This window comes from Micromonospora saelicesensis (assembly GCF_900091575.1).
In the GTDB taxonomy this organism is placed as follows: Bacteria; Actinomycetota; Actinomycetes; order Mycobacteriales; family Micromonosporaceae; genus Micromonospora; species Micromonospora saelicesensis.
In genome coordinates this window covers 261,828-285,498 of record NZ_FMCR01000001.1, presented here as the reverse complement: position 1 = coordinate 285,498, position 23,671 = coordinate 261,828, and the positions used below count along the sequence as shown (strand labels likewise).

25 protein-coding genes are annotated in these 23,671 nt (G+C 72.7%); 13 read left to right on the top strand and 12 right to left on the bottom strand.

Annotation, left to right across the window (positions count from 1 at the left end):
* Positions 1 to 40 precede the first annotated feature (40 nt).
* Both GA0070561_RS01345 and GA0070561_RS01340 read left to right on the top strand, forming a co-directional pair.
* Complete coding sequence (locus GA0070561_RS01345; RefSeq protein WP_091393683.1) at positions 41 to 964, top strand: serine hydrolase; 924 nt, start codon at positions 41 to 43, stop codon at positions 962 to 964.
* 154 nt (positions 965 to 1,118) lie between these two features.
* Positions 1,119 to 2,096 (top strand): MBL fold metallo-hydrolase, encoded by a 978-nt coding sequence (locus tag GA0070561_RS01340; protein WP_091393680.1) that lies wholly within the window; start codon positions 1,119 to 1,121, stop codon positions 2,094 to 2,096.
* Between the two features lie 42 nt (positions 2,097 to 2,138).
* Here GA0070561_RS01340 and GA0070561_RS01335 read toward each other — a convergent pair whose 3' ends face one another.
* The 3 genes from GA0070561_RS01335 to GA0070561_RS01325 are packed head-to-tail and all read right to left on the bottom strand — an operon-like array spanning position 2,139 to position 4,529.
* Entirely contained in the window at positions 2,139 to 2,678 is a 540-nt protein-coding gene (locus GA0070561_RS01335) for a DUF1697 domain-containing protein (protein ID WP_091393677.1), read from the bottom strand.
* 28 nt (positions 2,679 to 2,706) lie between these two features.
* Complete coding sequence (locus tag GA0070561_RS01330; RefSeq protein ID WP_091393674.1) at positions 2,707 to 3,375, bottom strand: response regulator; 669 nt, start codon at positions 3,373 to 3,375, stop codon at positions 2,707 to 2,709.
* A complete protein-coding gene (locus tag GA0070561_RS01325) occupies positions 3,372 to 4,529 on the bottom strand; it encodes a sensor histidine kinase (protein WP_244166021.1) in 1,158 nt (385 codons plus the stop codon). The genes GA0070561_RS01330 and GA0070561_RS01325 overlap by 4 nt, the downstream gene beginning before the upstream one ends.
* Before the next feature lie 169 nt (positions 4,530 to 4,698).
* Between GA0070561_RS01325 and GA0070561_RS01320 the strand changes: the two genes are divergently transcribed.
* The 3 genes from GA0070561_RS01320 to GA0070561_RS01310 are packed head-to-tail and all read left to right on the top strand — an operon-like array spanning position 4,699 to position 8,915.
* On the top strand, positions 4,699 to 5,448 hold the full coding sequence (locus tag GA0070561_RS01320) for an ABC transporter ATP-binding protein (RefSeq protein WP_167362322.1): 750 nt from the start codon (positions 4,699 to 4,701) through the stop codon (positions 5,446 to 5,448).
* The gene (locus GA0070561_RS01315) at positions 5,442 to 7,865 is read left to right on the top strand and encodes an ABC transporter permease (protein ID WP_244166020.1); all 2,424 of its coding nucleotides are present in this window, start codon (positions 5,442 to 5,444) and stop codon (positions 7,863 to 7,865) included. The genes GA0070561_RS01320 and GA0070561_RS01315 overlap by 7 nt, the downstream gene beginning before the upstream one ends.
* Positions 7,866 to 7,907: 42 nt before the next feature.
* Positions 7,908 to 8,915: a hypothetical protein gene (locus GA0070561_RS01310; RefSeq protein ID WP_091393667.1), complete on the top strand. Its 1,008-nt coding sequence runs from the start codon at positions 7,908 to 7,910 to the stop codon at positions 8,913 to 8,915.
* A gap of 1 nt (position 8,916) precedes the next feature.
* Here GA0070561_RS01310 and GA0070561_RS01305 read toward each other — a convergent pair whose 3' ends face one another.
* From GA0070561_RS01305 to GA0070561_RS01290, 4 genes are read right to left on the bottom strand one after another with little or no spacing between them, the layout of a single operon-like run.
* Positions 8,917 to 9,480: an SOUL family heme-binding protein gene (locus GA0070561_RS01305; protein WP_091393664.1), complete on the bottom strand. Its 564-nt coding sequence runs from the start codon at positions 9,478 to 9,480 to the stop codon at positions 8,917 to 8,919.
* Positions 9,481 to 9,512: 32 nt separating this feature from the next.
* A complete protein-coding gene (locus tag GA0070561_RS01300) occupies positions 9,513 to 10,262 on the bottom strand; it encodes a YqeB family protein (RefSeq protein WP_091393661.1) in 750 nt (249 codons plus the stop codon).
* A gap of 2 nt (positions 10,263 to 10,264) precedes the next feature.
* On the bottom strand, positions 10,265 to 11,062 hold the full coding sequence (locus GA0070561_RS01295; RefSeq protein ID WP_091393659.1) for an ABC transporter permease: 798 nt from the start codon (positions 11,060 to 11,062) through the stop codon (positions 10,265 to 10,267).
* Positions 11,059 to 11,955: an ABC transporter ATP-binding protein gene (locus GA0070561_RS01290; protein WP_091397128.1), complete on the bottom strand. Its 897-nt coding sequence runs from the start codon at positions 11,953 to 11,955 to the stop codon at positions 11,059 to 11,061. The genes GA0070561_RS01295 and GA0070561_RS01290 overlap by 4 nt, the downstream gene beginning before the upstream one ends.
* A gap of 133 nt (positions 11,956 to 12,088) precedes the next feature.
* Between GA0070561_RS01290 and GA0070561_RS01285 the strand changes: the two genes are divergently transcribed.
* The 3 genes from GA0070561_RS01285 to GA0070561_RS01275 all read left to right on the top strand — a co-directional run bounded on the left by GA0070561_RS01285 (position 12,089) and on the right by GA0070561_RS01275 (position 14,631).
* On the top strand, positions 12,089 to 13,348 hold the full coding sequence (locus GA0070561_RS01285) for a sensor histidine kinase (RefSeq protein ID WP_091393656.1): 1,260 nt from the start codon (positions 12,089 to 12,091) through the stop codon (positions 13,346 to 13,348).
* Positions 13,327 to 14,076, top strand: coding sequence for a response regulator (locus GA0070561_RS01280; RefSeq protein WP_091393653.1), 750 nt, complete (start codon positions 13,327 to 13,329; stop codon positions 14,074 to 14,076). The genes GA0070561_RS01285 and GA0070561_RS01280 overlap by 22 nt, the downstream gene beginning before the upstream one ends.
* Positions 14,077 to 14,277: 201 nt before the next feature.
* A complete protein-coding gene (locus GA0070561_RS01275; protein ID WP_238677641.1) occupies positions 14,278 to 14,631 on the top strand; it encodes a hypothetical protein in 354 nt (117 codons plus the stop codon).
* Positions 14,632 to 14,733: 102 nt separating this feature from the next.
* Here the strand turns inward: GA0070561_RS01275 and GA0070561_RS01270 are convergent, their stop codons facing one another.
* Positions 14,734 to 15,513 (bottom strand): D-Ala-D-Ala carboxypeptidase family metallohydrolase, encoded by a 780-nt coding sequence (locus GA0070561_RS01270; RefSeq protein WP_091393646.1) that lies wholly within the window; start codon positions 15,511 to 15,513, stop codon positions 14,734 to 14,736.
* A 305-nt stretch (positions 15,514 to 15,818) separates the two neighbouring features.
* Between GA0070561_RS01270 and GA0070561_RS01265 the strand changes: the two genes are divergently transcribed.
* A complete protein-coding gene (locus tag GA0070561_RS01265) occupies positions 15,819 to 16,457 on the top strand; it encodes a DUF6642 family protein (RefSeq protein ID WP_091393643.1) in 639 nt (212 codons plus the stop codon).
* A 42-nt stretch (positions 16,458 to 16,499) separates the two neighbouring features.
* Positions 16,500 to 16,964 carry a PPOX class F420-dependent oxidoreductase gene (locus GA0070561_RS01260; RefSeq protein ID WP_091393641.1) on the top strand — a complete coding sequence of 155 codons (465 nt, stop codon included), beginning with the start codon at positions 16,500 to 16,502 and terminating at the stop codon, positions 16,962 to 16,964.
* 23 nt (positions 16,965 to 16,987) lie between these two features.
* Here the strand turns inward: GA0070561_RS01260 and GA0070561_RS01255 are convergent, their stop codons facing one another.
* Together GA0070561_RS01255 and GA0070561_RS01250 are read right to left on the bottom strand one after the other, a co-directional pair.
* Positions 16,988 to 17,629 (bottom strand): NAD(P)-dependent oxidoreductase, encoded by a 642-nt coding sequence (locus GA0070561_RS01255; RefSeq protein ID WP_091393638.1) that lies wholly within the window; start codon positions 17,627 to 17,629, stop codon positions 16,988 to 16,990.
* A 52-nt stretch (positions 17,630 to 17,681) separates the two neighbouring features.
* The gene (locus GA0070561_RS01250) at positions 17,682 to 18,914 is read right to left on the bottom strand and encodes a serine hydrolase domain-containing protein (protein WP_091393635.1); all 1,233 of its coding nucleotides are present in this window, start codon (positions 18,912 to 18,914) and stop codon (positions 17,682 to 17,684) included.
* A 96-nt stretch (positions 18,915 to 19,010) separates the two neighbouring features.
* On the opposite strand from GA0070561_RS01250, the gene GA0070561_RS01245 reads away from it, so the two are divergent.
* The 3 genes from GA0070561_RS01245 (at position 19,011) to GA0070561_RS01235 (ending at position 21,185) form a co-directional block, all read left to right on the top strand.
* Positions 19,011 to 19,604, top strand: coding sequence for a pentapeptide repeat-containing protein (locus GA0070561_RS01245; RefSeq protein ID WP_091393633.1), 594 nt, complete (start codon positions 19,011 to 19,013; stop codon positions 19,602 to 19,604).
* A gap of 284 nt (positions 19,605 to 19,888) precedes the next feature.
* Positions 19,889 to 20,737: a hypothetical protein gene (locus GA0070561_RS01240; RefSeq protein WP_244166019.1), complete on the top strand. Its 849-nt coding sequence runs from the start codon at positions 19,889 to 19,891 to the stop codon at positions 20,735 to 20,737.
* 118 nt (positions 20,738 to 20,855) lie between these two features.
* Complete coding sequence (locus tag GA0070561_RS01235; protein WP_091393630.1) at positions 20,856 to 21,185, top strand: hypothetical protein; 330 nt, start codon at positions 20,856 to 20,858, stop codon at positions 21,183 to 21,185.
* Between the two features lie 45 nt (positions 21,186 to 21,230).
* On the opposite strand, the gene dacB is transcribed toward GA0070561_RS01235, so the two are convergent.
* Both dacB and GA0070561_RS01225 read right to left on the bottom strand, forming a co-directional pair.
* Positions 21,231 to 22,814, bottom strand: coding sequence for a D-alanyl-D-alanine carboxypeptidase/D-alanyl-D-alanine endopeptidase (dacB, locus tag GA0070561_RS01230; protein ID WP_091393627.1), 1,584 nt, complete (start codon positions 22,812 to 22,814; stop codon positions 21,231 to 21,233).
* Between the two features lie 66 nt (positions 22,815 to 22,880).
* Positions 22,881 to 23,597: an MIP/aquaporin family protein gene (locus tag GA0070561_RS01225; protein WP_091393624.1), complete on the bottom strand. Its 717-nt coding sequence runs from the start codon at positions 23,595 to 23,597 to the stop codon at positions 22,881 to 22,883.
* Positions 23,598 to 23,671: the final 74 nt, after the last annotated feature.

The window sequence follows — 23,671 nt, the reverse complement described above, 5'->3', positions numbered from 1 at the left end:
ACGCCAACGCGGCCACGGCGACGCTGGATACCGTGCTGGCGTGGACGTGGAGGAACGTATCGGGGCCATCTTCGCTGCCGTCGGGGTGACGGCCAGCCTGCACGTCGTGGACCTGGACGCCGTCGACCTGAGCGCCGTCGAGGGTGGCGGCCCGGCCGGCGGCGGTCGCGAGGTCGGGGTGCGGGCCGACGAGCAGGTGGTGATCGCCTCGATCTTCAAGATCCTTCTGGTGCTGGAGTTCGCCCGGCAGGTCGAGGCCGGTCAGCTGGACCCGACCGAGCGGGTACTGGTCACCGCCGCCGACCGGCTCGGTGGGTGGGGTCTGGCCGGCTGCGACGACGACGCCGAGGTGTCGCTGCGCGACCTCGCGTACTTCGCCATGTCGGTCACCGACAACACGGCCGCCGACCTGCTGCTGCGCCGGGTCGGCCCGGACCTGCTGCCGATGCTCGCCGTCGAGCTGGGGCTGACCCGTACCCGCGTCCTCGGTGGCCCTCGGGAACTGGTCGAGATGATGCTCGCCGACGTGGGCGCCCGGACCGAGGCGGAGTTCGCCCGGATCTTCCCCACACTGCCGGCGGACCGGGTCCGGTCGATGCGGGTCTTCGACCCCGCGCACACCACGTCCAGCACCGCCCGGGAGATCACCCGGCTGCTCACGCTGATCTGGCGGGACGAGGCCGGGCCGGCGGCGGCCTGCGCGATGGTCCGCACCTGGATGGCCCGGCAGATCTTCTGGACCCGGCTGGCCGCCGGGTTCCCGCCCGGCGTCCGGGTCTCCGGAAAGACCGGCACCCTGCCCGGGTTCCACCTGGAGGCCGGGGTCGCCGAATACCCCGACGGCGGCCGGTACGCGATCGCCGTCTTCGCCCGCGCCGAACAGCTGACCCCGCGCCGCATCGACGTGGACCTGGCCATGGGGGAGGCCGCCCGGACGGCGGTCGAAGCGCTGCGCGGCGACTGATTCCGCGACCCTCCGAGCGTCGCCGCACCCCCGCCGAGCAGGACCGATATCCGCCGGCGTATCGAAGCCGACGGCCTTTGATCTTGGACTGCGGCCCGGTGCCGCTGGTTGGCTCGTGGTCGACACATCACCCGACCACGGGGAGTAGATCCGCATGCCCAGTCTCGACCGCCGACGCTTCCTGCGCGACGCCGCCACCACCACCGCTCTGGTCTCCGCCGGTGGTCTCGCCGCCGGCGTCGCCACCCCGGCCCAGGCCGCGCCCTCGACCGCCGCGGCCACGCCGACCGCTCGCCGCAAGGGTGCGGTCAGCTTCCGCTGGTGGGGTACGGCCGGCTGGCGCGTCGACATCGGCGACCGCACAATTCTCGTCGACCCGTTCCTCAGCCGGATCGACACCGGGCTGTTCACCGGGGCGTTCAAGACCGATACGGCGTTGACAGTGCGCACCGACGTGATCGACCCGCGGGTCGACCGGGCCACGACGGTGCTGGTCACGCACACCCACTGGGACCACTTCATGGACGTGCCGTACATCGCCAAGCGCACCGGCGCACGGGTGTTCGGCACGCTGACCGCGTACCACCTGGGGTTGGCCTACGGGTTGCCGTCGACGCAGCTCAGCGCCGTGAAGGGTGGTGAGGTGCTGGACTTCGGCGACCACAGCGTCGAGGTGGTCGGCTCGCTGCACAGCCGCAACCCGTCGTACTCGGTGGCCTTTCCCGGGGTGCGGGTGAGCCCGCCGCCGCAGCCGGCCACCATCGCCGACCTGCCGGAGGGCGACACGCTGGGCTACCTGCTGCGGGTCGACGGCGGACCGTCGGTCTACTTCACCGGGGCCAGCGACGTCGCCGAGCGGAACCTCACCGGCCTCGCGCCGGACGTGGCGATGGTGGCCATGCAGAACGCCACCACCACCGGCGACTACCTGCCCCGGCTGCTGGCCGGCCTCGACTACCCGAAGGTCGTGGTGCCGGTGCACTACGACAACTTCGAGACGGCGTTGCAGAACCCGCCGCCGGTCGCCCCGACCGACCGCACCCGCCTGAACGAGATGATCGCGGCGGTGCGCCGGATCTCGCCGCGCAGCCGGGTGCTGGTGCCCGAGTACGAGACTGCGTACCACTTCTGACCAGCGTCGGTGGGGGTCGCCGAGCCGCGGCCCCCACCACGGTCAGGAGGCGGTCATCTCCGCCAGGGCCCGCACCGACTTCCAGTTGCGGGAGGTGGCCACCACGCCGAGCTTCTTCTCCAGGTACGCGTTTGTGAACTTCGACCGCCCGTAACCGCCGTCGACGTAGTGCAGGAACACCTCCCGGCCGGTCACCGTGAACGACACGTTCTCGCCACCGGGCGCGGCCAGGGCGTCCACAGTGGACTTCTCCGGTGCGGTGGCGAGGAAGGCCACCAGCAGTCGCGTCGGGTCGTCCTCCCGGTCGGCGTACGGGTTGCCGCCGGCGATCGCCGCCAACTCCCGGCCGCTGCGCACCAGCACCGGCACTGTCAACGCCAGCTCGTCGGTGAGTGCCCGCGCGATGCCGGCGGCCAGCTTCTCCGCGTCGCGCACGGTGCTGCCGAAGGCCACGTTGCCGCTCTGCAGGTACGTCTTGACGTCCTCGTGCCCGAGGTCGGTGACGATCCGGCGCAGGTCGGCCATCGCCAGCCGGGTGGTGCCGACGTTGACCCCGCGCAGCAGGGCGACGTACCGGGTCATGGCTCCTCCTCGGGTGCGGACAACCCGCTCAGCGTAGGCCGCCCGGCCCCACCAGGCCCGTCTCGTACGCGACGATGACCAGTTGCGCCCGGTCGCGTACCGCCAGCTTGGTCAGCAGCCGCCCGACGTGCGTCTTGACGGTGGCCTGGCTGAGGTTGAGGTGCGCGGCCAACTCCGCGTTGGACAGGCCCTGGGCGATCAGCGCGAGGACCTCCCGTTCCCGGTCGGTCACCCCGTCGAGCTGCCGGGGCAGCGGCCGGGTCGGCTCCGGCTGCCGGGCGAACTCGTCGATCAGCCGGCGGGTCACCGTCGGCGCCAGCAGCCCCTCCCCGGCCGCGACCACCCGGATCCCGGTCAGCAGGTCCGCCGGTGGGGTGTCCTTGAGCAGGAACCCGCTGGCTCCGGCGCGCAGCGCCCCGTAGACGTACTCGTCGAGGTCGAACGTGGTCAGGATGATGACCCGGGTGTCGGCCGTCGCCGGGTCGGCGCAGATCCGCCGGGTCGCCTCGATGCCGTCCATCTCCGGCATCCGCACGTCCATCAGCACCACATCCGGCCGGTGCTGCCCGGTCAACGCGACAGCCTCCACGCCGGTGCCCGCCTCACCGACAGTGGTGCAGTCCGGGCTGAGATCCACCAGCAGCCGGAAACTGCCGCGCAGCAACGCCTGGTCGTCGGCGATCAGCACGCGGATCACGCGGCCACCCGGTAGGGGAGGCTGGCCGTCACCGCGAAGCCACCGTCGGAGCGGGGGCCGGCACGGAACTCCCCGCCGTGCAACACCACCCGTTCCCGCATGCCGATCAACCCGTGCCCCTCCCCGCCGAGCAGGACCGGCCGCCGGCCGTCGTCGGTCACCTCCACCCGCACCTCGTCGGGCAGGACGGTCACCGTGGCCCGGCAGGCGGCCGGCGCCGCGTGCTTCACCACGTTCGTCACCGCCTCCTGCACGATCCGGTACACCGCGAGGCCCACCGACTCCGGCACCGCAACGGCCGGCTCGTCCCGCCGTACGTCGAGTTGCACGTCGACGCCGCCGATCGCCGCCTGCCGGGCGAGGAGGGGCAACTCGTCCAGCCCGGGCGTCGGCGCGTACGGGCTGTCCTCGCGCAGCACGCCGAGCACCCGACGTACGTCGGTCAGCGCGGTACGGCCGGTCTCCTCGATGACCCGGAGCGCGGCGCCCGCCTCGCGCGGGTCGGCCTCCGCGACGTGATTGGCGACGGCCGCCTTCACCACGATGAGACTGAGCGTGTGCGCGACCACGTCGTGCAACTCACGCGCCACCCGCAACCGCTCCTCGGTGGCAGCCTGACGGACCAGCTGATCACTCTGCCGGGTGGCGAGGGCGCGTCGCTCCCGGATCAGCCAACCGATCACCCAGGCGGGCGCGACCATGACCGCGGCGTAGACGACAGCGCCGGTCCGCGACCAGAGGTCGCCAGCGGTCAGCACCAGGCCGACGCTCACCAGCGCCAGACAACCGGCGGCGCAGAGCATCGACCGGCGGGTGGGCGTCGCCACGGCCACCGTGTAGAAGGACAGGCCGATGGCGAACGCCGGAGCGGCGGCCGCGAAGTTGGGTATCACCCCGGTGATCAGAGCGACGGTGGCGATCGAACTGATCACGACGGCCACCGTCATCGGCCACCGTCGCCGGACGGCCAACGGCAGCCCGAGGGCCATCCCGACCAGCACCGACACCCAGAGCGGCTCGCGTACGCCGCCGTGCAGCGGCGACTCCAGCGCCGCGTACGGGCAGAGCAGCCCACCGACGGCCACCGCCAGCAGGGCGTCCACGGTGTAGAGATCCACCGGCCGCATTCGTCGGGTCAGCAGGAGAGCGGTCACCCGTCGAACGGTAATGGCCGGCTGGGTCGGCCGCGTCCGCCTGCGGGTGGTCATCCCGCAGGACGACGCGCGGCGGGTTGCGGGCCCCGGACTCCACCCGGGGGAGGGCTGGAAAGTGCCCGCCCCGGCACGACGCGCCGCACCCCCGGCATTCGGCACGGTAACGGTCATGACCACAGACACGGTGACCCTGACGGGGCTGCGCGCGGTGTACGGCACCGGAACCCGGCGGGTGACGGCGCTCGACGGCGTGACCACCGGCTTCGCGAGCGGCACGTTCACGGCGGTGATGGGCCCCTCCGGCTCGGGGAAGTCCACCCTGCTGCACTGCGCGGCGGGGCTGGACCGCCCGACCGAGGGGATCGTCACGATCGACGGCACCAACCTCAACGACCTCGGTGAGGACGACCTGACCCGGCTGCGACGGGACCGGATCGGCTTCGTCTTCCAGGCGTTCAACCTCGTGTCCACGCTGACCGCCGCGCAGAACGTCGAGTTGCCGTCGCGCCTGGCCCGCCGCCGCCCGCCAGCCGGGGACGTCGCCGCCGCCCTCGACGCCGTCGGCCTCGCCGACCGGGCCGGGCACCGGCCGAGCGAGCTGTCCGGCGGGGAGCAGCAGCGCGTCGCCGTGGCCCGCGCGTTGATCACCCGTCCGGCGGTGGTCTTCGCCGACGAACCGACCGGGGCGTTGGACAGCGCCTCCTCCCGGCAGGTGCTCCGGCTGCTGCGGGCGCTCGTCGACGACCACGGGCAGACCGTCGTGATGGTGACGCACGATCCCGCCGCCGCCGCGTACGCCGATCGGGTCCTCCTGCTGGCCGACGGCCGCGTCGTCGACGAGCTGACCGGCGGGATCACCGCCGCCGCCGTCGCCGCCCGGATCGCCGAGCGGGAGACCGTCGCGGAGTCGTCGTGCTGAGCGTCCGGCGGTCGGCCAGCGCGTTCGTGGCCGTCGCCATCGGGGTCACACTGGTCGCGGCGGCCACACTGCTGCTCGCTTCCGGGCGCCCGCAGGTGCCGGACCGGCTGGCGCGGGCGGCGGTCGTGGTGCAGAGCCCCGAGGCGGGTGCGTCCCCTGACGAGTTCGTGCCGACCCGGCCCTGGTCCGCCACCACGGCGGCGGAGTTGGTCGGCAGGCTGACTGGTCTGCCGGGCGTGGTGGCGGCGGTGCCGGACCGCACCTTCTACGCTCAGCCGCTCGTCGGCGGCCGACCCTCGGCCGCCGACACCCGGCGCGAGGACGCCTACCAGGGGCACGGCTGGTCCAGCGCCCAACTGGGTGGGCTGCGACTCACGGCCGGCGAGCCACCCCGCCGGCCCGGCGAGGTGGTCGTCGACAGCGCGCTCGGACTGCGCGCCGGCGCACCGGTCACAGTGCTGACCGCCGTGGGCCCGGAGTCGTACACCGTCAGCGGTCTGGTCGACGGACCCGGCGTCCACGTCGCGGACGAGGTCGCCGCCACGCTCGCGCCGGGCGTGCGGGCCATCGGGCTGGTGGTCGCGCCGGACGCCGACCCCGAGCGGGTCGCCACGGCGGCTCGCGGAGTCGTCGGCGTCGACGGACGGGTGCTCACCGGTGACGCCCGTGGTGCGCTGGAGCCGCGCGGCGATGCCCGTACCCGGTGGATCGGCATGCAGGTGCTCACCGCCACGGCGGCCCTCGCCGGCTTCGTCACGGTGTTCGTGGTCGCCTCCACCTTCGCGTTCACCATCGCGCAGCGCCGCCGTGAGCTGGGCCTGCTGCGCGCCGTCGGCGCCACCGGACGCCAGGTCCGCCGCATGGTCCACACCGAGGCGCTCGCCGTCGGCGTCTCGGCGGGGCTCGTCGGCCTGCTGGTGGGCGCGGCGCTCGCCCCGTTGCTGGGTCGGCTGCTGGTCGACGTCGGCTACGAACCGTCGACCTTCCGGGTCCGCTACGAACTCTGGCCGGTCGCGGTCTCGCTCGCCGCCGGGCCGGTGATCGCGTTGCTGGCCGTCTGGTCGGCGTCCCGCCGAGCGGCGCGGGTCCGCCCGTTGGAGGCGTTACGCGATGCCGCTGTGGAACAGCGACCGATCGGCCGGCTGCGTGCCGTCACCGGGGCGCTGCTCCTCGCGGCGGGGGCCGCTCTCAGCCTGGGTACGGCGACCGCCGACGAGGCGCGGGTGGGGGCGCAGTACGCGCTCTACGCGGTGATGGCGCTGGTGGCCGGCACCACAGTGCTCGCCCCGGTGGTGGTCGGACCGCTGGTGTGGCTGCTGCGTTCTCCGGTGCGTCGACCCGGTGGCGCGATCGGGATGCTGGTCCGGGGCGGGGCGTTGACAGCGACCCGGCGGACCGCCGCCATCGCCGCGCCGGTGCTGCTCACTGTCGCGTTCGCGGTGCTGGTGTCCGGGATGGTGCGCACCAGCACCGCCGCGTACGCGGCGGGTCGGGCGGACAACGTGAACGCCGGCTGGATCGTCGTGCCGGACCGCGCGCCCGGCCTGTCCGACCGGGCCGTCGCCGCGACCGGCGGCACCGCGCTCCTGCCGACCACCGTCTACCGCACCGACCCCGGAACGTCGCCACCGGACCGGCCGATGACCGCGCTCGGTGTGGACCCGGAGGGCTTCGCCGCCGCGAACCGGGTGCTCACCGTCGTCGCCGGTTCGCTGAACGACCTGAGGGGTGACGACACGGTGGTGGTCAGCGCCTCGGCGAACCGGCTGCCGTCCGAGCCGTACCCGGTGGTCTTCGCCGACGGGACGACGGTGCCGTTGCGCGTCGTCGCCGTGGTCGACGACGCCTCGATCCCCGGCGACCTGCTCGTGCCCCGGGCCGTGGTGCGGGCGCACGACCCGTCGGCACTGACGTCCACTGTGTACGTCCGGGACCGCATCGATCCACCGGTCGGCGCGCGGATCCTCGACGTGCCGGGCTGGGCGGCCGAGGCGGACGCCGCCGAGGACCGCCTCGTCTGGCTCTTCACAGTGCTGCTGATCGGGGTGTCCGCCGGCTACGGGGCGATCGCGGTGGCCAACACGCTGCTGCTGGCCGCCGCCGGCCGCGCCGCGGACCTGCGGCTGATCCGGATGGCCGGGGCGACCCGACGGCAGGCCATCTGGCTGGTCACGGCGGAGTCCGCCCTGGTGGTCCTGATCGGCGCGCTGCTGGGCGGGGCTGTCGCGTTCGTCGGTCTGCTCAGCATCAGCGCCGGCCTCGCCGAGCAGGTCGGTGCCCCCGTCGACCTGGTGGTGCCGTGGTCGGTGGTCGCCGGGGTGGTGGGGCTGTGCCTGTTGCTCGCGGTGCTGTCCAGTGTGTTGCCGACGTGGCGGCTGCTGCGCCACCGTCCCGCCCGGTCACCGGTCGGCGGATGACGCCGCCCCCCGCGTGGGCGATGGGCCCGTTACCGTCCACTGATGCGATCCGCGCGCCCGGTCGGGCTGCTCCTCTCCGCCGCCGCCGTCGCGCTCTGGGCGTACGGCATGACCACGTGGCAACCGCTGACCGAGCCGCTCGGCCCCTGGTCGGAGAGCCTGCCGGGCAACAACGCCTACTGGGCGCGCGACCTGCGGTTCATGGCGATCATGGCGGTGCCGCTCGGGCTGGTGCTGGCCGGGCGCGGGCAGGTGCGGTGGAGCGGCCCGGCGGTGGTGGTGGGCGGCTGCTGGGTCGGCGCCGACGTGGCTGTCGACCGGGCCGACCCGATCGGCCTCGACGCGACGGTGCTGCTCGCCGTCGCCGGCTACGCCGTGCTCGGCGTGGTCGCGGCGCTTCTGCTCCGGTGGGAGCGCGCCGCGCCGCAGACGCGGGAGCCTGGCACGACTCCGGCCGCCGACCGGCGGGTGCTGACCGGCGCGGCCTGCGTGGCCGGGGTGCTGACGCTGGTGGCGGCCGGAATCGAGTCACCGACCGACCGGGAGCCGGAGCTGAACCAGGGCGCCCTGGCCACGGCGGCGCTGCTGGTGGCAGTGGCCGTCGGCACCGCGCTGGCGGCGGCTCCGGCGCGGACCCGAGTTCGGGTCGGGCTGGCGGCCGGCCTCACCGTGGTGGGCCTGCTCGGCGTCGGGCTGGTCCGTGCCGCCGCGCCCGGTGAACGACTCCTGCCGGAGGCCGTTCTCGGGGCGGTGCTGCTCACCGGGGTCACAGTGCTGGCCTGGGACTGGCCGGGTGGTCGGCCGATCTGGTGGCACCACGCCCTGGCCGCTCTCATCGCGTTGGTGGGCCCGTTGGTGTTCCTGGTGGCCACGGCCATCACCATGATGATGATCCCGATCGGCGCGGCGTTCACTGAGCTGGCCGGCAACAGTCCGATCAACGCGGCCGACTCCGACCTGCTGGTCTCCCTGGCCGGGTTGCTTTCGGGGCTCGGGATGGCGGTGCTGCTGGCGCGGCCGAGCGTGGAGGACCGTCGGCAGCTCCGCTAGTTCACTCGACGACCGGCAGCACTACCTCGTTGCGGCGCAGGAACCACGGCTTCCACGGCGGGTCGAAGCGCGCGTACCGGATGGCGCCGGTCGGTTGCAGCCCGGCCGCTGTCACCGACCGGCCCAGCATCGTGGCCCGCTGGCTGAACGCCTGCTCCGTCCACCGCCCGGAGAACCGCATCGCCGCAGCCAGCCGCGCCGGAACCGCGCGGATCCGCACCCGGGCGTCCACCGGCTCGGGCAGGGTGGCGGTGGTGAAGCTGGCCGGCATGACGAACTGGATCAGGTACGCGCCCGGCCACTCACCCTCGATCTGCACCACCGGCACGGTCATGGCGATCTTCTCCGAGCCGCCGGCCGCCGCCATCGCCGGCGCGGCGGAGCCGATCGGGTGCCGGGCCCGATTGGCGCCACCGATGTACGCGGCCAGCGGCCGGAACGCCTCGATCGGCGCCCGGGTGAACGACGCCTGGATCTGCATCTCGGCCACCAGGTGGGCGGGGTACCGACGCAGCTCGAAGCCGGGGTGTCGGGACACCACCCGGTACGGCTGCTGTTCGGTCATCGCGCGGCTCCCAGGGTCTGCTGGGACAGACGCTACCGCCCGTCCGGCTCCCGCTCGGCCGAAGTCGGCTGCTCCGGCCCGGGGGCGAGGGCCCGGGTGGTCAACCGCCAGTACTGCCGCTTGCCCTCGTCGCGCAGCACCACCCCGATCTGGCCCAGCTCGCGGCGCAACTCCCGGGCGTCGTCGCGGCGGTCCCGCTCGATCGCCCGAGCCCGTGCACGCAGCAGCGCGTCCGCGCCGGCCGGCAACCCGGGCAGTTCCGGAACCCACAGCCGGTACGCCGACCGGTGCGGGTCGTCGTCCGCCCAACCCCAGCCGTGCTCCCGGAACGCCGCCGCCAGTTTCGCGGCCGGCAGGTCCGTCGACTCCCGCACCAGTTCCGCGCCGTCGGCGTCCAGCAGCACCAGGTGTTTGTCGGCGAGGAAGACCACCCGGGTGTCGACCCGGGCGATGGTCCGGTTCTCATCGGAGCGGCGCAGCTGGACCTGAGCCCCGTCGACGGTGACGATCAACCGTTCGGCGGTGCCGATCCCGGCGATGACCAGGCCGGCCAGGACGCCCACTCCGATGGTGCCGGCGGTGGCCTGCGGCTCGGGCAGCCGGTCCAACCACTCGATCAGGTCGCTGAACGGCACCCAGGGCAGCCGGGCGAGCCAGCCCGTCGCCGCCGCGAGGAGCCATCCGGCACCCGCGCCGAGCAGCGGAAAGCCACCCCACAGGACCGCCAGCTCCAGCGGGCCGCCGCTGACCACGGTGCGCGGACGGTAGCTGGCCATCTCCATGGTCAGGACACCTCGCGGCGCAGGGTCCGGAACAGCCCGGCGGCCAGCGGGAGGACCATCCAGACCAGCAGGGAGACCGCTATCCGCCCCCACTGCCCGCCGGTGACGGCGTCGCTGCTGAACAACGGCTCCATGGTCTTGCTGGTGTCCAGCCATTCGGACGGACCGCGCAGCGGCTTGACCATCTCGCCGAGCACCCCCCACAGGGTGGGCAGCAGCAGGTAGCCGACGATCGCCAGCGGCGGGTTGAGCAGCAGCAGACCGAAGGCGGCACCCATCAACACGCTGGTGACCTGGAGGACCGCCGCGTTCAGGACCAGCGACCAGTCGAACTCCCAGGTGCCCGCCCCGCCGGTCGCGGACGCGACCAGCGTGCCGACTGCGGCGACGGCGAGACTGGCCAGCACCGAGGCGAGCGCGGTGAGCATCACGGCGAACAGCTTCGCGGCGACCACCCGCTCCCGGCGGGGCACCAGGGCGTACGTGGTGAGGGCGGTGCGCTGCGACCACTCACTGGTGATCGACAGGATGCCCAGCACCGGCAGCAGCACCGACACCGGCAGCAGCGAGGGGACGAAGAAGTTGAGGAAGGTCTGGTCGGCCTCCCCGGCGTAGATCAGTTGCAGGGTGACGATCGCGGCGGTGGTCAGGCCGATGGTGATCAGCAGCCAGCGACCGGCCCGGGTGTCGACGAGCTTGCGCAGCTCCACGCCGGTGAGCCGGAGCAGCGACGGTCGGCGTACCGGAGTGTGGTGCCGGGGCGCGACGGCGCCGGCGGCGGGCGCGGTGGTGGTGGTCATCGGACGGCCTCCTTGGTCGATTCGCCGGCGGTCAGGGTGAGGAAGAGCTGTTCCAGGCCGCCGCCGCTGGCGGGGCGCAGCTCGGCCAACGCGACGCCGGCATCGGCGGCGGCCTGGCCGACCGCCTCGGCGTCGGCCTGCACGAGCAGCCCCTCCGAGCTGTCGGCGGCGCTCAGGTTGGCCACCTCCAGCGCCCGGCGCAGCGCGGCACTGTCGCGGGCCCGGACCACGGTGCCGCCGCCGGCCAGCAACTCGTTCTTGTCCCCCTGGGCCACGATCCGGCCGCCCCCGATAACCACCAGCCGGTCCGCGACCGCCTCCACCTCGCGCAGCAGGTGGGAGGAGAGCAGCACGGTGCCGCCCCGGTCGGCGAAGTCGCGCAGCAGGCCGCGCATCCAGAAGATCCCCTCCGGGTCCAGCCCGTTGGCCGGCTCGTCGAGGATCAACACCCGGGGGTCGCCGAGCAGCGCGTGCGCCAGCCCGAGCCGTTGGCGCATACCCAACGAGTACGCCCGTACCCGACGCTTCGCGGCCACCGCGTTCAACCCGACCAGGTCGAGCTTCGCGGCCACCTCGCGCCGGTCCAGACCCATGGTGTACGCGGACAGCGTCAACGCCTCGCGGCCGGTGCGCCCGGCGTGCTGGGCGGAGGCGTCCAGCAGCACCCCGACCTCCCGCCCCGGGTTGGGCAGCTCCTGGTACGGGTGCCCGGAGACGGTGGCGCGGCCGGCGGTCGGCGTGGTCAGCCCGCAGATCATGCGCATGGTCGTCGACTTGCCGGCCCCGTTGGGGCCGAGGAAGCCGGTGACGGTGCCCGGCTCGCACTGGAACGACACGTCGTCCACGGCCGGGTGTGGCCCGTATCGCTTGGTGAGGTTCTCTACCGTGATCATGCGGTTGAGCCTGCCCGCGCCGCCCGGCCATCCGCTGCGGCCACCGGTCGCTGCCGCGTCGACCTTGGTCGACCGGTAGGTCTCGACTTTGGTAGCTGGTCGTGTCGCCCGTCGGCTGCCTAGCATTGGCGTCGTGACCAGCCTCGCCGTTCCGGAGCACCCCTGGCTGCTGCCCGGGGCGCTGGTCGGCGCGGTCAGCCCGGACGCGGCGACGCGGCGGCCGCGCCGCACGACCCGGGACTGGGCTGTCGACACCCTGGCCTTCCTGCTCTCCCTGCTGTGGGTGCTGTTCGTCACCGCGGATGCCCTGTCGCCGGATCCGGCGATGGCGGCCCCGCTGCCGCACGACTGGATGACCGGCGTGGACGCGCTGCTCGGTCTGGTCTGCTGTGGGCTGCTCTGGCTGCGCCGACGGTGGCCGCTCGGGCTGATCGTGGCCACGACACCGCTGACCCTGTTCTCGATGGCCGCCGCCATTCCGCTGCTGATCTTCTACTTCACAGTGGTGGTGCATCGACGGACGGCCGTCGCGATCGCGGTCACCGGTGCCGGCCTTCTCACCAACTTGGTCTTCAGTTGGGTGCGTCCGGATCCGCACATGTCGTACTGGGAGACCGCGTCCTGGGGTGTGGTGCTCAGTTTCGCGGTGCTTGCCTGGGGGATGTTCGTCCGGGCCCGCCGGCAGTTGATCGTGTCGTTGCGGGAGCGGGCCGAGCGGGCCGAGGCGGAGCAGCAACTGCGCGTCACCCAGGCCCGCCACCTGGAACGCACCCGGATCGCCCGGGAGATGCACGATGTGCTGGCCCACCGGATCTCCCTGCTCAGCCTGCACGCGGGTGCGCTGGAGTTCCGCCCGGATGCGCCGGCCGACGAGGTGGCCCGGGCCGCCGGGGTGATCCGGGGCAGCGCGCACGCCGCCCTCCAGGACCTGCGGGAGGTGATCGGGGTGCTCCGGGCCGAGGACGACGGTGCGGGCGACGCCCCCGAGCCGCCGCAGCCCACCCTCGCCGACCTGCCGGCCCTGATCGCCGAGTCGCGGTCGGCCGGGGTGCGGGTGAACGTCAGTGACAGCGTCACCAGCCCTGGGGAGGTGCCGGCGGCGTTGGGCCGGGCCGCGTACCGGATCGTGCAGGAGGGGCTGACCAACGCCCGCAAGCACGCTGCCGGCGCGGCCGTCACCGTGGACGTGGCCGGCGGGCCGGGCGCCGGGCTGAGCGTGGCGATCGGCAACCGGTGGCCGGTCGGGGCGCCGGCCGGCGACACACTGCCGGGTGCCGGCACCGGCCTGGTCGGCATCAGTGAACGGGTGACCCTGGCCGGCGGGCGACTCGCCTACGGTCGGGACGACAGCGGTGACTTCCGGCTGGCCGCCTGGCTGCCGTGGCCGGCGTGACCAGCCCTGCCGGCTCAGCCGGACCGCCGGACGCGACCGGGCCGGCCGACGCGGCCGCGCCGCCGGTACGCGTGCTGATCGTGGACGACGACGCGTTGGTCCGGGCCGGGCTCTCGATGATCCTCGGCGGTCTGCCGGACCTGGCCGTGGTCGGCGAGGCGGCCGACGGTGGCGAGGTGCCGGCGGCCGTCGCCGCGTACGCCCCGGACGTGGTGCTGATGGACATCCGGATGCCCCGGGTCGACGGGCTGACCGCCACCGAGGCGCTGCGTGCCCAACCGCACCCGCCGGAGGTGCTGGTGCTGACCACCTTCGACGCCGACGAACAGGTGCTGCGGGCGCTCCGCGCCGGGGCAGCCGGTTTCCTGCTCAAGGACACCCCACCGGCGGAGATCGTGCGCGCCGTACGCCGGGTCGCGGCGGGCGAGGCGACGCTCTCGCCGACGGTGACCCGGACGTTGATCGCCCACGTGACCGCCGCCGCCCCCGGCCCGGTCGGCCCGGACCCGCGCCGCGAACGGGCGCTGCGGCTGCTCACCGGGCTCAGCGAGCGGGAGCGGCAGGTGGCTGTCGCGTTGGGGCGGGGCCACACCAACGCGGAGATCGCGGGGGAGTTGTTCATGAGCGTGGCGACGGTGAAGGCGTACGTCTCCCGGCTGCTGACCCGACTGGAGCTGAACAACCGGGTCCAGGTGGCGCTGCTCGTGCACGACGCCGGCCTCGTCTGACCGTCGGTCGCGCCGGCTTGTCGGCGGAGGATCTGCTTACCGCGTACCGGAATTGAACTTTCGTCCGGTGTCCGCCGTACCCATGGCCGAGGATGTCGGTGCGGTAGGTCCGCCGTACCGCTGCCGAACTGCGGGAGGCCTGCCGTGCGAGTTGGTGAGCAGTCGACGGATCCCATCGATCAGGTACTGGGTGAGGTGCCGATGCCGGCACCACTGACCCCGGAGGATGTCCGGCTCGCGGTCCGGGCGGTGGTCGTGCACACCGCCGAGGAGTGGCCCACCGGGCCGCTGTGCCGCAACGACGGCGCCTCCTACCCGTGCCGACTGCACCGCTGGGGGCGTCGGGTGTTGGAGGCACACGGGCTCAACGAGCGGCAGATCGAGGCGTTGATCCGGCATGGCAATCCGTTTGTGCACGTGCCGTTCCCGTTCACGGCGACCGGGCCGTCGCGGCAACAGGCCGCGCGGGTCGTCCCCCAGGGGGTACGGCCCACCGCTGCTGGCCGGCCGGTGACTCCCCCCGTCACCGCGCCGCGCTGGCCCCGGGCGAGCTGAGCGCGCTACCCCTCCGCCCATCCGACCCGGGGCGACACGACGTCGGCCCGGCGCGAAGATTCCCCCTCCGCGTCGGGCCGACGTCGCTCTGAGCGGGTTGGCTCAGTTGCCGACCCCGCAGTCCGGGGCGGACCAGCTCGTCGTGTTCGAGCTGCTGTCGCTGTTGTTTTCCCGACGCGAGTCGACGTGCACGTGGTCGTCGTGGTCGGGGTAGCCCGGCCCGTAGATCCCACTGAAGCCGTTGTTACGGGCGCCGCGGGCGACCTGGCACAGCGAGGACGTCCGTGAGGTCACGTCGGCCGCGTTGCCGTACAGGTGTTGGCTGTCGGACGCGCCGCCGACCTGGTTGTTGCAGGCGCGACTGCGGAACCCACTCGACACGTAGAGCGGCTTGTCACCGAGGCCCTTGCGCAGCGCCTCCAGCTTCCACATGGTGCGCAACGCGTTCTGCTTGGTCTGGTTCGCCGACAACGGGCCGCCGCTCCACCCGCTTCCGCCGCAGCCGTTGTCCAGCTCGCCGTAGCTGAAGTGTGCGGGCGTGCAGTCGTTGTCCTGGAGTTGGTACAGCTTGGCGAAGGTCTGCGGGCCGGCGATGCCGTCGGCGCGCAGCCCGTACGCCTGCTGGAACCGCTTGACCGCGGCGGCGGTCTTCGGCCCGTAGCGGCCGTCGTTCTCCACGATGTCCCGGTAACCGGCCCACCCGGCGACCCGGATCTGCAACTGGCGGACGTCGTCGCCGGAGCGCCCCTGGCTCAGGGTGCGGTTCCAGGTGTAACAGCCGTCCGCGTGCGCCGCCGGTGCGGCGATCACCGTGGCGATTGCGGCCCCGGGCAGTGCCAGGGCGAATGCGACGGCGACCCGCTTCAAGGTGTTTACGCGCACAGAAGTCCTCCCGATAGGAGAGCGAATGGGGTGGCACCAGGACATCGACCGAGAAGTCCCGTGATTTCCACCCTCGCACCGATCAGTGCCGTTGGAGGTGGTTAACGAGAATCGTGCTCACAATCTGCTGTCCCTGGGTATTGGCTGGGAATTCGGCTGATTTGCGAAACAGCCATTTCCGACCGATCACCCCTCCTGCGGCCAAGGGCACCGAACGTCGCAATCTGTCACACGGAGGGTGATGTTCCCGGGGCGATGGCGGCCGGTAACGTCAGCTGCGGGGCGGCGGACTGGCGGAGGTGCGCGTGGCACGCGGTGGCGTCTTCTGTGTCGAGGGTCAGTGGCACCGTGACCTCAACGAGCGGGGCTCGGTCCTGCCCACGCTGGAGCTGCTGGAGCGGCTGGGCAAGATCCGCTTCATCCACAAGGACGCGGCCACCCGCGACGAGCTGTTCTACTTCCTGGACCGTTGGCTGCTCAAGCAGTACGCCGACCACCGGGTCGGCTTCTTCGCCATGCACGGTGAGCCGAGCCGGCTCTGCCTCACCGACTGGCAGTCGGTGGAGTTGAACGAGGTGGCCGAGTTGATGGCCGGCCGCGCGGAGGGGCGGCGACTCTATTTCGGCAGCTGCTCGGTGCTGCGCGCCTCGGACGCGGTGCTCCGCGAGTTCCTGGAGGTCACCGGAGCCGCTCTGATCTGCGGTTTCACCCGGGAAGTCGACTGGGTCGAATCGGCGGCCTTCGAAACCGTGCTCCTCGACGTGCTCGCCAACGGCCAGCGACACAATGCGGCCGAGCTGCGGATGGGCTCCGCCCACTGGGCGCCGCTCGCGTCGTACCTCGGTTTTCGGGTGATCTACGCCAACGGTCGGGCTTGGCGCCCGTCCGGCCGTCCCCGGGTGCCCACCCAGGCGGTGCACCGCGCTGCGGCCCGACCCCGCTGACCCGCCGCCGCCGCTGCGCCCGCACCCTGGTAGGAACGGGGAATGGCACGCAGCATCGCAAGGAACACCCGGGTCGACCGGGACGGCCTGCTCGACTTCCTCCGGCCGCGACACCGCGTCGTGCTGATGACCACCCGCGCCGACGGGCGACCGCAGTCCTCCCCGGTCTCCGCCGGGGTCGACGGGCAGGGGCGGCTGGTCGTCTCCACCTACCCGGAACGGGCCAAGGTGAGCAACGTCCGCCGCGACCCCCGGGTCTCGGCCTGCGTGCTCAGCGACGACTGGAACGGCCCCTGGGTGCAGATCGACGGCACCGCCGAGGTGCTCGACCTGCCCGAGGCACTGGAGCCGTTGGTCGAATACTTCCGCAGCATCTCGGGCGAGCACCCGGACTGGGACGACTACCGGGCGGCGATGGTGCGTCAGGGCAAGTCACTGATCCGGGTCACCATCGACACCTGGGGTCCGATCGCCACCGGTGGCTTCCCGGCCCGCCTCGCCGACTGACCGCGGCTGGCCCCGCAGCCGGGTCAGTACGCGGCGGTGAAACGGGCGTTCGGGTGTCGCGGCTGCTCGATTTCGTCGACGATCGCCACCGCCAGGTCCTCATAGGTGAGCACCGAGCGGCCCTGAGCATCGGTGACCGGCTGGTCGGTGCCGGTGCGGTAGTGCCCGGTGCGAGCGCCGGGATGGAACTCCAGCGGGGGTGGCGAGACATACGTCCAGCTCACCCCGTCGGCCGCGGTGCGGTAGTAGTCCAGCGCGTCCGCCTGGCCCAGCGCCGATTCCCGGTACTCCGCCGGGAAGTCCGGTTCGTCGAGAATGCGGGTGCCGCCCGGGGTGAGCAGGGTGGACCCGCCGCCCAGGTGGATGATCCGCGGTGCGGCCGGCATCCCGCGCAGCGTGGTCACCAGGTTCTCCGCCGCGTTCCGCCACAGCTCACGCTCGCCGCCGCCGATCGCCACGACCAGCGCGTCGGCGTCCGGCGCCAACTCCCGGACACTCCGCTCGCTGGTCGCGTCGCCGGTGACCGTCCGCACCCCGGCCGGCAGATACGAGGTGGCCTCCGGGCGGCGAACGGCGGCGATCACCCGGTGCCCCCGGTCGACCGCCTCGGAAACGACCCGCGAACCGGCGGTGCCGCCCGCGCCAAACACGACGATGGTGCTCACCAGCTCAGGTTAGGGACTGGGCCAGCTCCCGGTTGGTGGAACGACGATCCCGTCAGTCGATCAGGGCGGCGTAGACGAGCTGGCGCAGCTGGGAGCGGAGCGGGTAGGTGCTCGACGGCATCAGCTGCGTGAACAGCAGCGCGGTGATCTCCTCGGCCGGGTCGACCCAGAACGCGGTGCTGGCCACCCCGCCCCAGTAGTACTCGCCGACGCTGCTCGGCACCCGGCTGGGGACCGGGTCGTCGACCACCGCGAAGCCGAGGCCGAAACCGATCCCGTCCAGGGTGGTCTCGGCGAAGCCGCCGGTGGACAGGGTGCCCAGATCCTGACCGCCGGGCAGGTGGTTGCGGGTCATGAACCGCACCGTGCGCGGCCCGAGTAGCCGGACGCCGTCCAGCTCGCCGCCGCGCAGCAGCAACTGCGTGAATCGGTGGTAGTCGGCGGCGCTGGAGATCAGGCCGCCACCGCCGGAGAGCAGCGCCGGCTTGCTGAACGCGAGCGACCCCAGGCTGTCGTAGCGGACGGCCCGGCCGCCGCGCGGTTCCGGTACGTAGAGCGCGGCCAGCCGATCGGCCTCCTCGCCCTCCACCCACCAGCGGGTGTCGGTCATGCCCAGTGGGCCGAAGATCCGGTCGGCGAAGAAGGCGTCGAGGCTCTGCCCGGAGATCACCTCGACAAGTCGGCCGAGCACGTCGGTGGCGACGGAGTAGCCCCACGCCGAGCCGGGCTGAAACAGCAGCGGCAGCTCGCCGAAGGCCGCGCAGGCGCCAGCCAGGTCGACGTCCGCCGGCGGGTACAGGTCGTAGCCGGCGGCCCGGTAGAGCCCGTCGACCACCGAGGTCTGCATGAAGCCGTACGTCAGGCCGGCCGTGTGGGTGAGCAGGTGCCACACCCGGATCGGCTCGACCGCCGGCACTGTGTACGGCTTGAGCGCCGACCCCTTGGAGTAGACCCGCAGGTCGGCGAACTCGGGCAGCCAGCGGCTGATCTCGTCGGTCAGCTCGAACCGGCCCTCCTCCCACAGCATCATGGCCGCGACCGAGGTGACCGGCTTGGTCATCGAGTAGATCCGCCACAGGGTGTCGGCCTCGACCGGTGCGCCCGACTCCCGGTCGCGCAGCCCGTACGTCGAGGAGTGCGCCACCTCGCCGCGACGGGTGACCACCACCTGCCAGCCAGCCAGCCGGCCGTCGTCGACGTACCGGCCGAAGTGCTCGTCGATCCGCGCCAGCCGCGCCCTGTCGAAACCGATCTGATCCGGGTCCTTGCTCCGAGCCACACTCACGCCGCCGAACGTACTCGCCGGTACACCGACACCGGAAGGGGGCCGGCACCGGCCCGCCGGCCGTCGGCTGTCGGCGGCGCCCACTAACCTGGCCGGATGCCGGAGTTGACCGAGGACGTGACCTTCCGCAACGAGGACTGGTACGGCGAGGAGCTGACCGAGCGGCACTTCGTGGGTTGCGAGTTCTTCGGGGTGGACCTGACCGAGGCGGTCAGCAGAGGCGCGGTCTTCACCGGGTGCACGTTCGGCAACGTGGCGTTCAACGCCTCCCGACATGTCGACTCCGCCTTCACCCGTTGCGTCTTTCGGCGGTGCAACTTCTTCGAGGCCGAGTTCACCGGCTGCAAGCTGGTCGGCAGCACCTTCAGCGAGTGCGATCTGCGCCCGTTGACGGTGGACGGCGGTGACTGGTCCTTCGTCGCGTTGCCCGGTGCCGACCTGCGTGGCGTCCGGCTGACCGGGGTGCGCATGCGCGAGGTGGACCTCACCAGAGCCAATCTCACCGGTGCTACGGTCACCGGTGTCGATCTTTCCGGGGCGCAGCTGACCAACGTCCGGCTCGGCGGCGCCGACCTGCGGGGCAGCGATCTCACCGCGCTGGACCCGACGGTCGTCGAACGGGCCGGTGCCGTGATCGACGTCGAGCAGGCAGTGGTCGTCGCGCAACTGCTCGGCTTCCGGATCGGCTGACCCGAGAAGGCGCTCCTGGTCTGCCGAAGTGCCCGTGCGGGGCGGCCGGGTTGTCCGACAGCGTCCCATTGTGGGCTGGACACGTCCGGCAGTCCGGATCTAGCGTGTCGTCCACGCCCGGGCAAACGTGAAACTACCCACAGTGGATGGTGTGGTCCTCGGCGGTCCAAAACGGCCGGGCGGCGGAGTTGGAGGGGTCGGTGGCGGACGAAGACCGCACGCGGGCTGGTTCGAGGGCAGGCGACGCGCCGCCGAAGCACCGTCCGCGCGCCATTACCGCCGGGGTGACCCGCAGGGTGTTGCGCCGCGCCCGACAGCGGCGGCGCTGGGCGGTGGAGGGAGCCGCCGTACTCGTCTGCCTGGTGATGTTGATCTCGTACCTCGCCACCCGGTCCGGTTCGGTGCCGGACGACGACCAGGCGGGTCCGGGGGGCGTGCCCGCTCGTCCCCCAGGTCTCCCGGCCGCCGACGGGCGCACCGGCGAGGCGGGGCCGGCGACGCCCGGTCTGCGTCCGCGCCAGCGCCCACCCTCGCCGGACCCGACGCCGTCGGCCAGCGCGCCCGCCCCGCCACCGGCGAAGCCCGGTGCACCGGCGCTGACGGTGAGCCGGGGCGAGATGCCCGCCATCGTCGACCTCACCGCCGTGGGCGCCCGGGACTGGGTGCACTGGGGGGAGCGCGGCGGCAGGTCGACGAACCGCAAGCGCTCCGGCTCCGGCGAGATCATCGACGGGGGCGGCCCGGGCCGGCGGGTCGGTTGGGACGGCAACCAGGAGTACGTGCGCTGGACCGACGGCACGCCGGAGCGGTCGACGAACGGCAGCTCCAACGGCGTCTACGCCTGCGGTACCGGGAACGGGTTCAGCCTCGCCGTCGCCGGCAGTGGTGAGCCGCGCACCGTCCAGCTCTACGGTGGCATCTGGATGGCTCGGGGGCGACTGGAGGCGCGGCTGTCCACCGGCGGGCCCGCCAGCACCGTCCGACTGGAAGACCCGTACACCAGTCAGAGCGCCCAGTTCACCATCCGCTTCACAGTGCCGAAGGGTGCCCGGCTGCTGCTGAACTGGACCGTCGAGAAGGTCTTCACGTCGCACTGCGGCAACGTTGGCCTCCAGGCCGTGACGGTGCGTTGACTGACTGACTGATCGCTGCGCGTTGGGACAGCGGGGACAGTTTGTCCGTCGCGGACTGTCGAATGCGTCGTAACTTTCTGCTGTCCCCATCCGACCATCCAGTGTGGAGGCAGCGGAGATGAGTAGCAGTACCGCCCACCGCGTCCGTCGTGCCGCTTCGTCCGGCACCGGTGAAACGTCCGGGGAGGTTCTTCGCGACATCCCCCTGCCGCCGTACGTGACGGGCGAGGACACCCAGTTCGCCGTACGGGCGGTGGTGGTGCACGCCCCCCGCCGATGGTCCGGGGGTGTGGTCTGCCGTAACGATGCCAGCCCGCACCCGTGCCGCCTGCACCGCTGGGGCACCCGGGTGCTGGCGCTGCGCGGGCTGCGGGCCGCTGAGATCGCCGCGCTCATCGAACGTGGTGACCCGACGGCGGTGGTCCCCCCACCGGACCGTCCGGCCTGAGCGCTCGCTGGGCCGGGAGGCGCGTTCGCGCCTCCCGGCCGTCGCTCAGCAGGTGATCGGTTTGACCCAGGAGCACTCGACGCCCTCCGGGGTGCGCGGCGTCTCCGGCACTGCCGGCCGGGCCACCCGTGCCGTCGGCGCACCACCCTCGCGGAAGCCGGCCAACGCCACGGCGATCTGGTCCTCGAGCGACTTCACCGACGCCGTGAGGTAGTTGTTCAGCAGGATGGAGAACGCCAGCAGTCGACCATCGGCGCTGGTGACGTAGCCGGAGAGCCCGGAGACACCGGTCAGGCTGCCGGTCTTGGCGTGCACGTTGCCCGCGGCCGGTGTGCCGGCCATCCGGCTGCGCAGGGTGCCGCCGACGAACCGCTCGGGCTGACCGGCGATCGGCAACGCCGCGTACCAGGTCGCGAACCACGGTTCGGCGCGGACGGCGCTCAGCAGGTCGACGAATTCCGTCGCCGGGATCAGATTGCGCCGGGACAACCCTGAGCCGTCACGCTGGCGCAGTCTCCCGGTGTCCATTCCGGTGTCGGCGACATACTCGCTGATCGCGGTGATACCGGCCGTCCAGGTGCCCGAGCCGGAGAGCACCCGGCCGATCTCCTTGGTCAACACCTCGGCGTGCCCGTTGTTGGACAGCTTCAGGAACGGCGTCATCAACTCGCCCAGGCTCATCGAGTCGTGGCGTGCCACCGGGTCGGCCGTCTCCGGGGTGGGCTGGCCGAGCACGGTCCGGCCGAGCACCCGGACGCCGTGTCGGTGCAGCGCTGCCCGGAACACGTCGGCCGCGTAGCCGGTGGGTTCCCAGACGGTGACCCAGTCGCTGGCGGGCTCGTCACCGACGGCGATCTGACCGGTCACCACGACGGTGTTGCCGCCGTGCTCGCGCTCGATCGAGATCGAGGTCTCGCCGTCGCTGACCGTCTGGGCGCGGTTGTCGACGCGGACGTACCCGGTGGTGGGGGTGGTGGTGACCACCGGTGGGGCACCGGCCCGGTCGGCCGGTGCGGCGTGCACGATCACGGTGCCCGCGTCGTAGTCGGTGTCCGGGGCGACGGTCAGCGCGGAAACCTGGGCGGCGTAGTAGTAGGGCTCGTCGTCCCAGGTCCAGTCGGGGCCGAGCCGGGTGCGGTCGTAGCGGGTGTCGTCGGCGATCAGGTTTCCGGTGACCACCCGCACGCCGTCGGCGGCGACCTGCGCGGCGAGCGCGTCGTAGTCGGCGGCGAGCATGGTCGGGTCGCCCCCGCCGCGCAGGTAGAGGTTGCCGGAGAGCAGGCCGGCACGGCGCTTGCCGCTGGCCCGTACGTCGGTGCTGAAGCGGTGGCCCGGGCCGAGCAGCTCAAGGGCGGCCGTCGAGGTCAGCAGCTTGGTGTTGGACGCCGGAACCAGCCGGCGGTCACCGTTGCGGTCGTAGAGCGTCTGTCCCGTGCTGGTGTCGACCACGACCACCGACGCCTGCGCGCCGGCCAACCGGGTGTCGGCGAGGATCGTGTCGATGGTGGCACGCAGCTGGGTCGTCGCGGGGGTGGGCGACTCGGCCGTGGCACCGGGCGCGGCGGCGGTGGCCGCGGTGGCGACCAGCGCGAGCAGGGCGAGGGCCCGGGGAAAGTGACGGCGATGCATCTGCCGATGCTGTCACGGAGATATTCGCCAGAGAAGGCCCTCAGGCGAAAGAAATTGCCGTCTGGGCTACTTCGGCCCGCCGACCGTCTTCTCGTGGCCACCCCAGTAGTGCCGCTGCGCCCCCATCACCAGTGGTGCGACCAGCGCGGCGAGCGCGCCGCCGAGCAGCGGGAAGACGATGAACACCCAGAGCTGCCGTAGCGCAACGCCGCCCTCGAAGACCGCCGGGCCGAACGCGCGGGCCGGGTTGACCGCCGCGCCGGTGAGCGTCACGCCCACCAGTTGGGTCACGGCCAGGGCCAACCCGATGGCCAGCCCGGCGGTGCCCGGATTTTCGCTCCGACTCGTCACCACCAGCACGACCAGCACGAAGAGGAAGGTCAGCACGACTTCCAGCACAGCCGCGCCGCCCCGGTTGATGTGCGCGCCGTAGCCGTTCGTGCCCAGGGCCCCGGTCTGGTCCGCGACGTCACCCCATCGGGTGAGCGCCCAGAGCACGAAGCCCGCGACGGTCGCGCCGACGAACTGCGCGATCCAGTACGCCACCGCCCCGAGCACCGAGATCTTGCCGGAGAGCAGCACACCGAGCGTCACCGCCGGGTTGACGTGGCTGCCGGAGAGCGGGCCGATCGTGTAGACGAGGGCCACCATCACGAACCCGAAGGCCAGCGCCACCACCACCACGCCGCCCTGGACCCGTGCGGCGACCGCGCTGCCCACCCCGAAGAACACCAGCAGCAGGGTGCCGAGGAACTCGCCCGCGTACCGACGGAAGTCGCTCATTCACTCAGCGTAGGCGCAGGTCAGGTGGTCGAGGCTGGAATGGCCTGCTGTGATCGGCGCGACGGTCGAGGCCG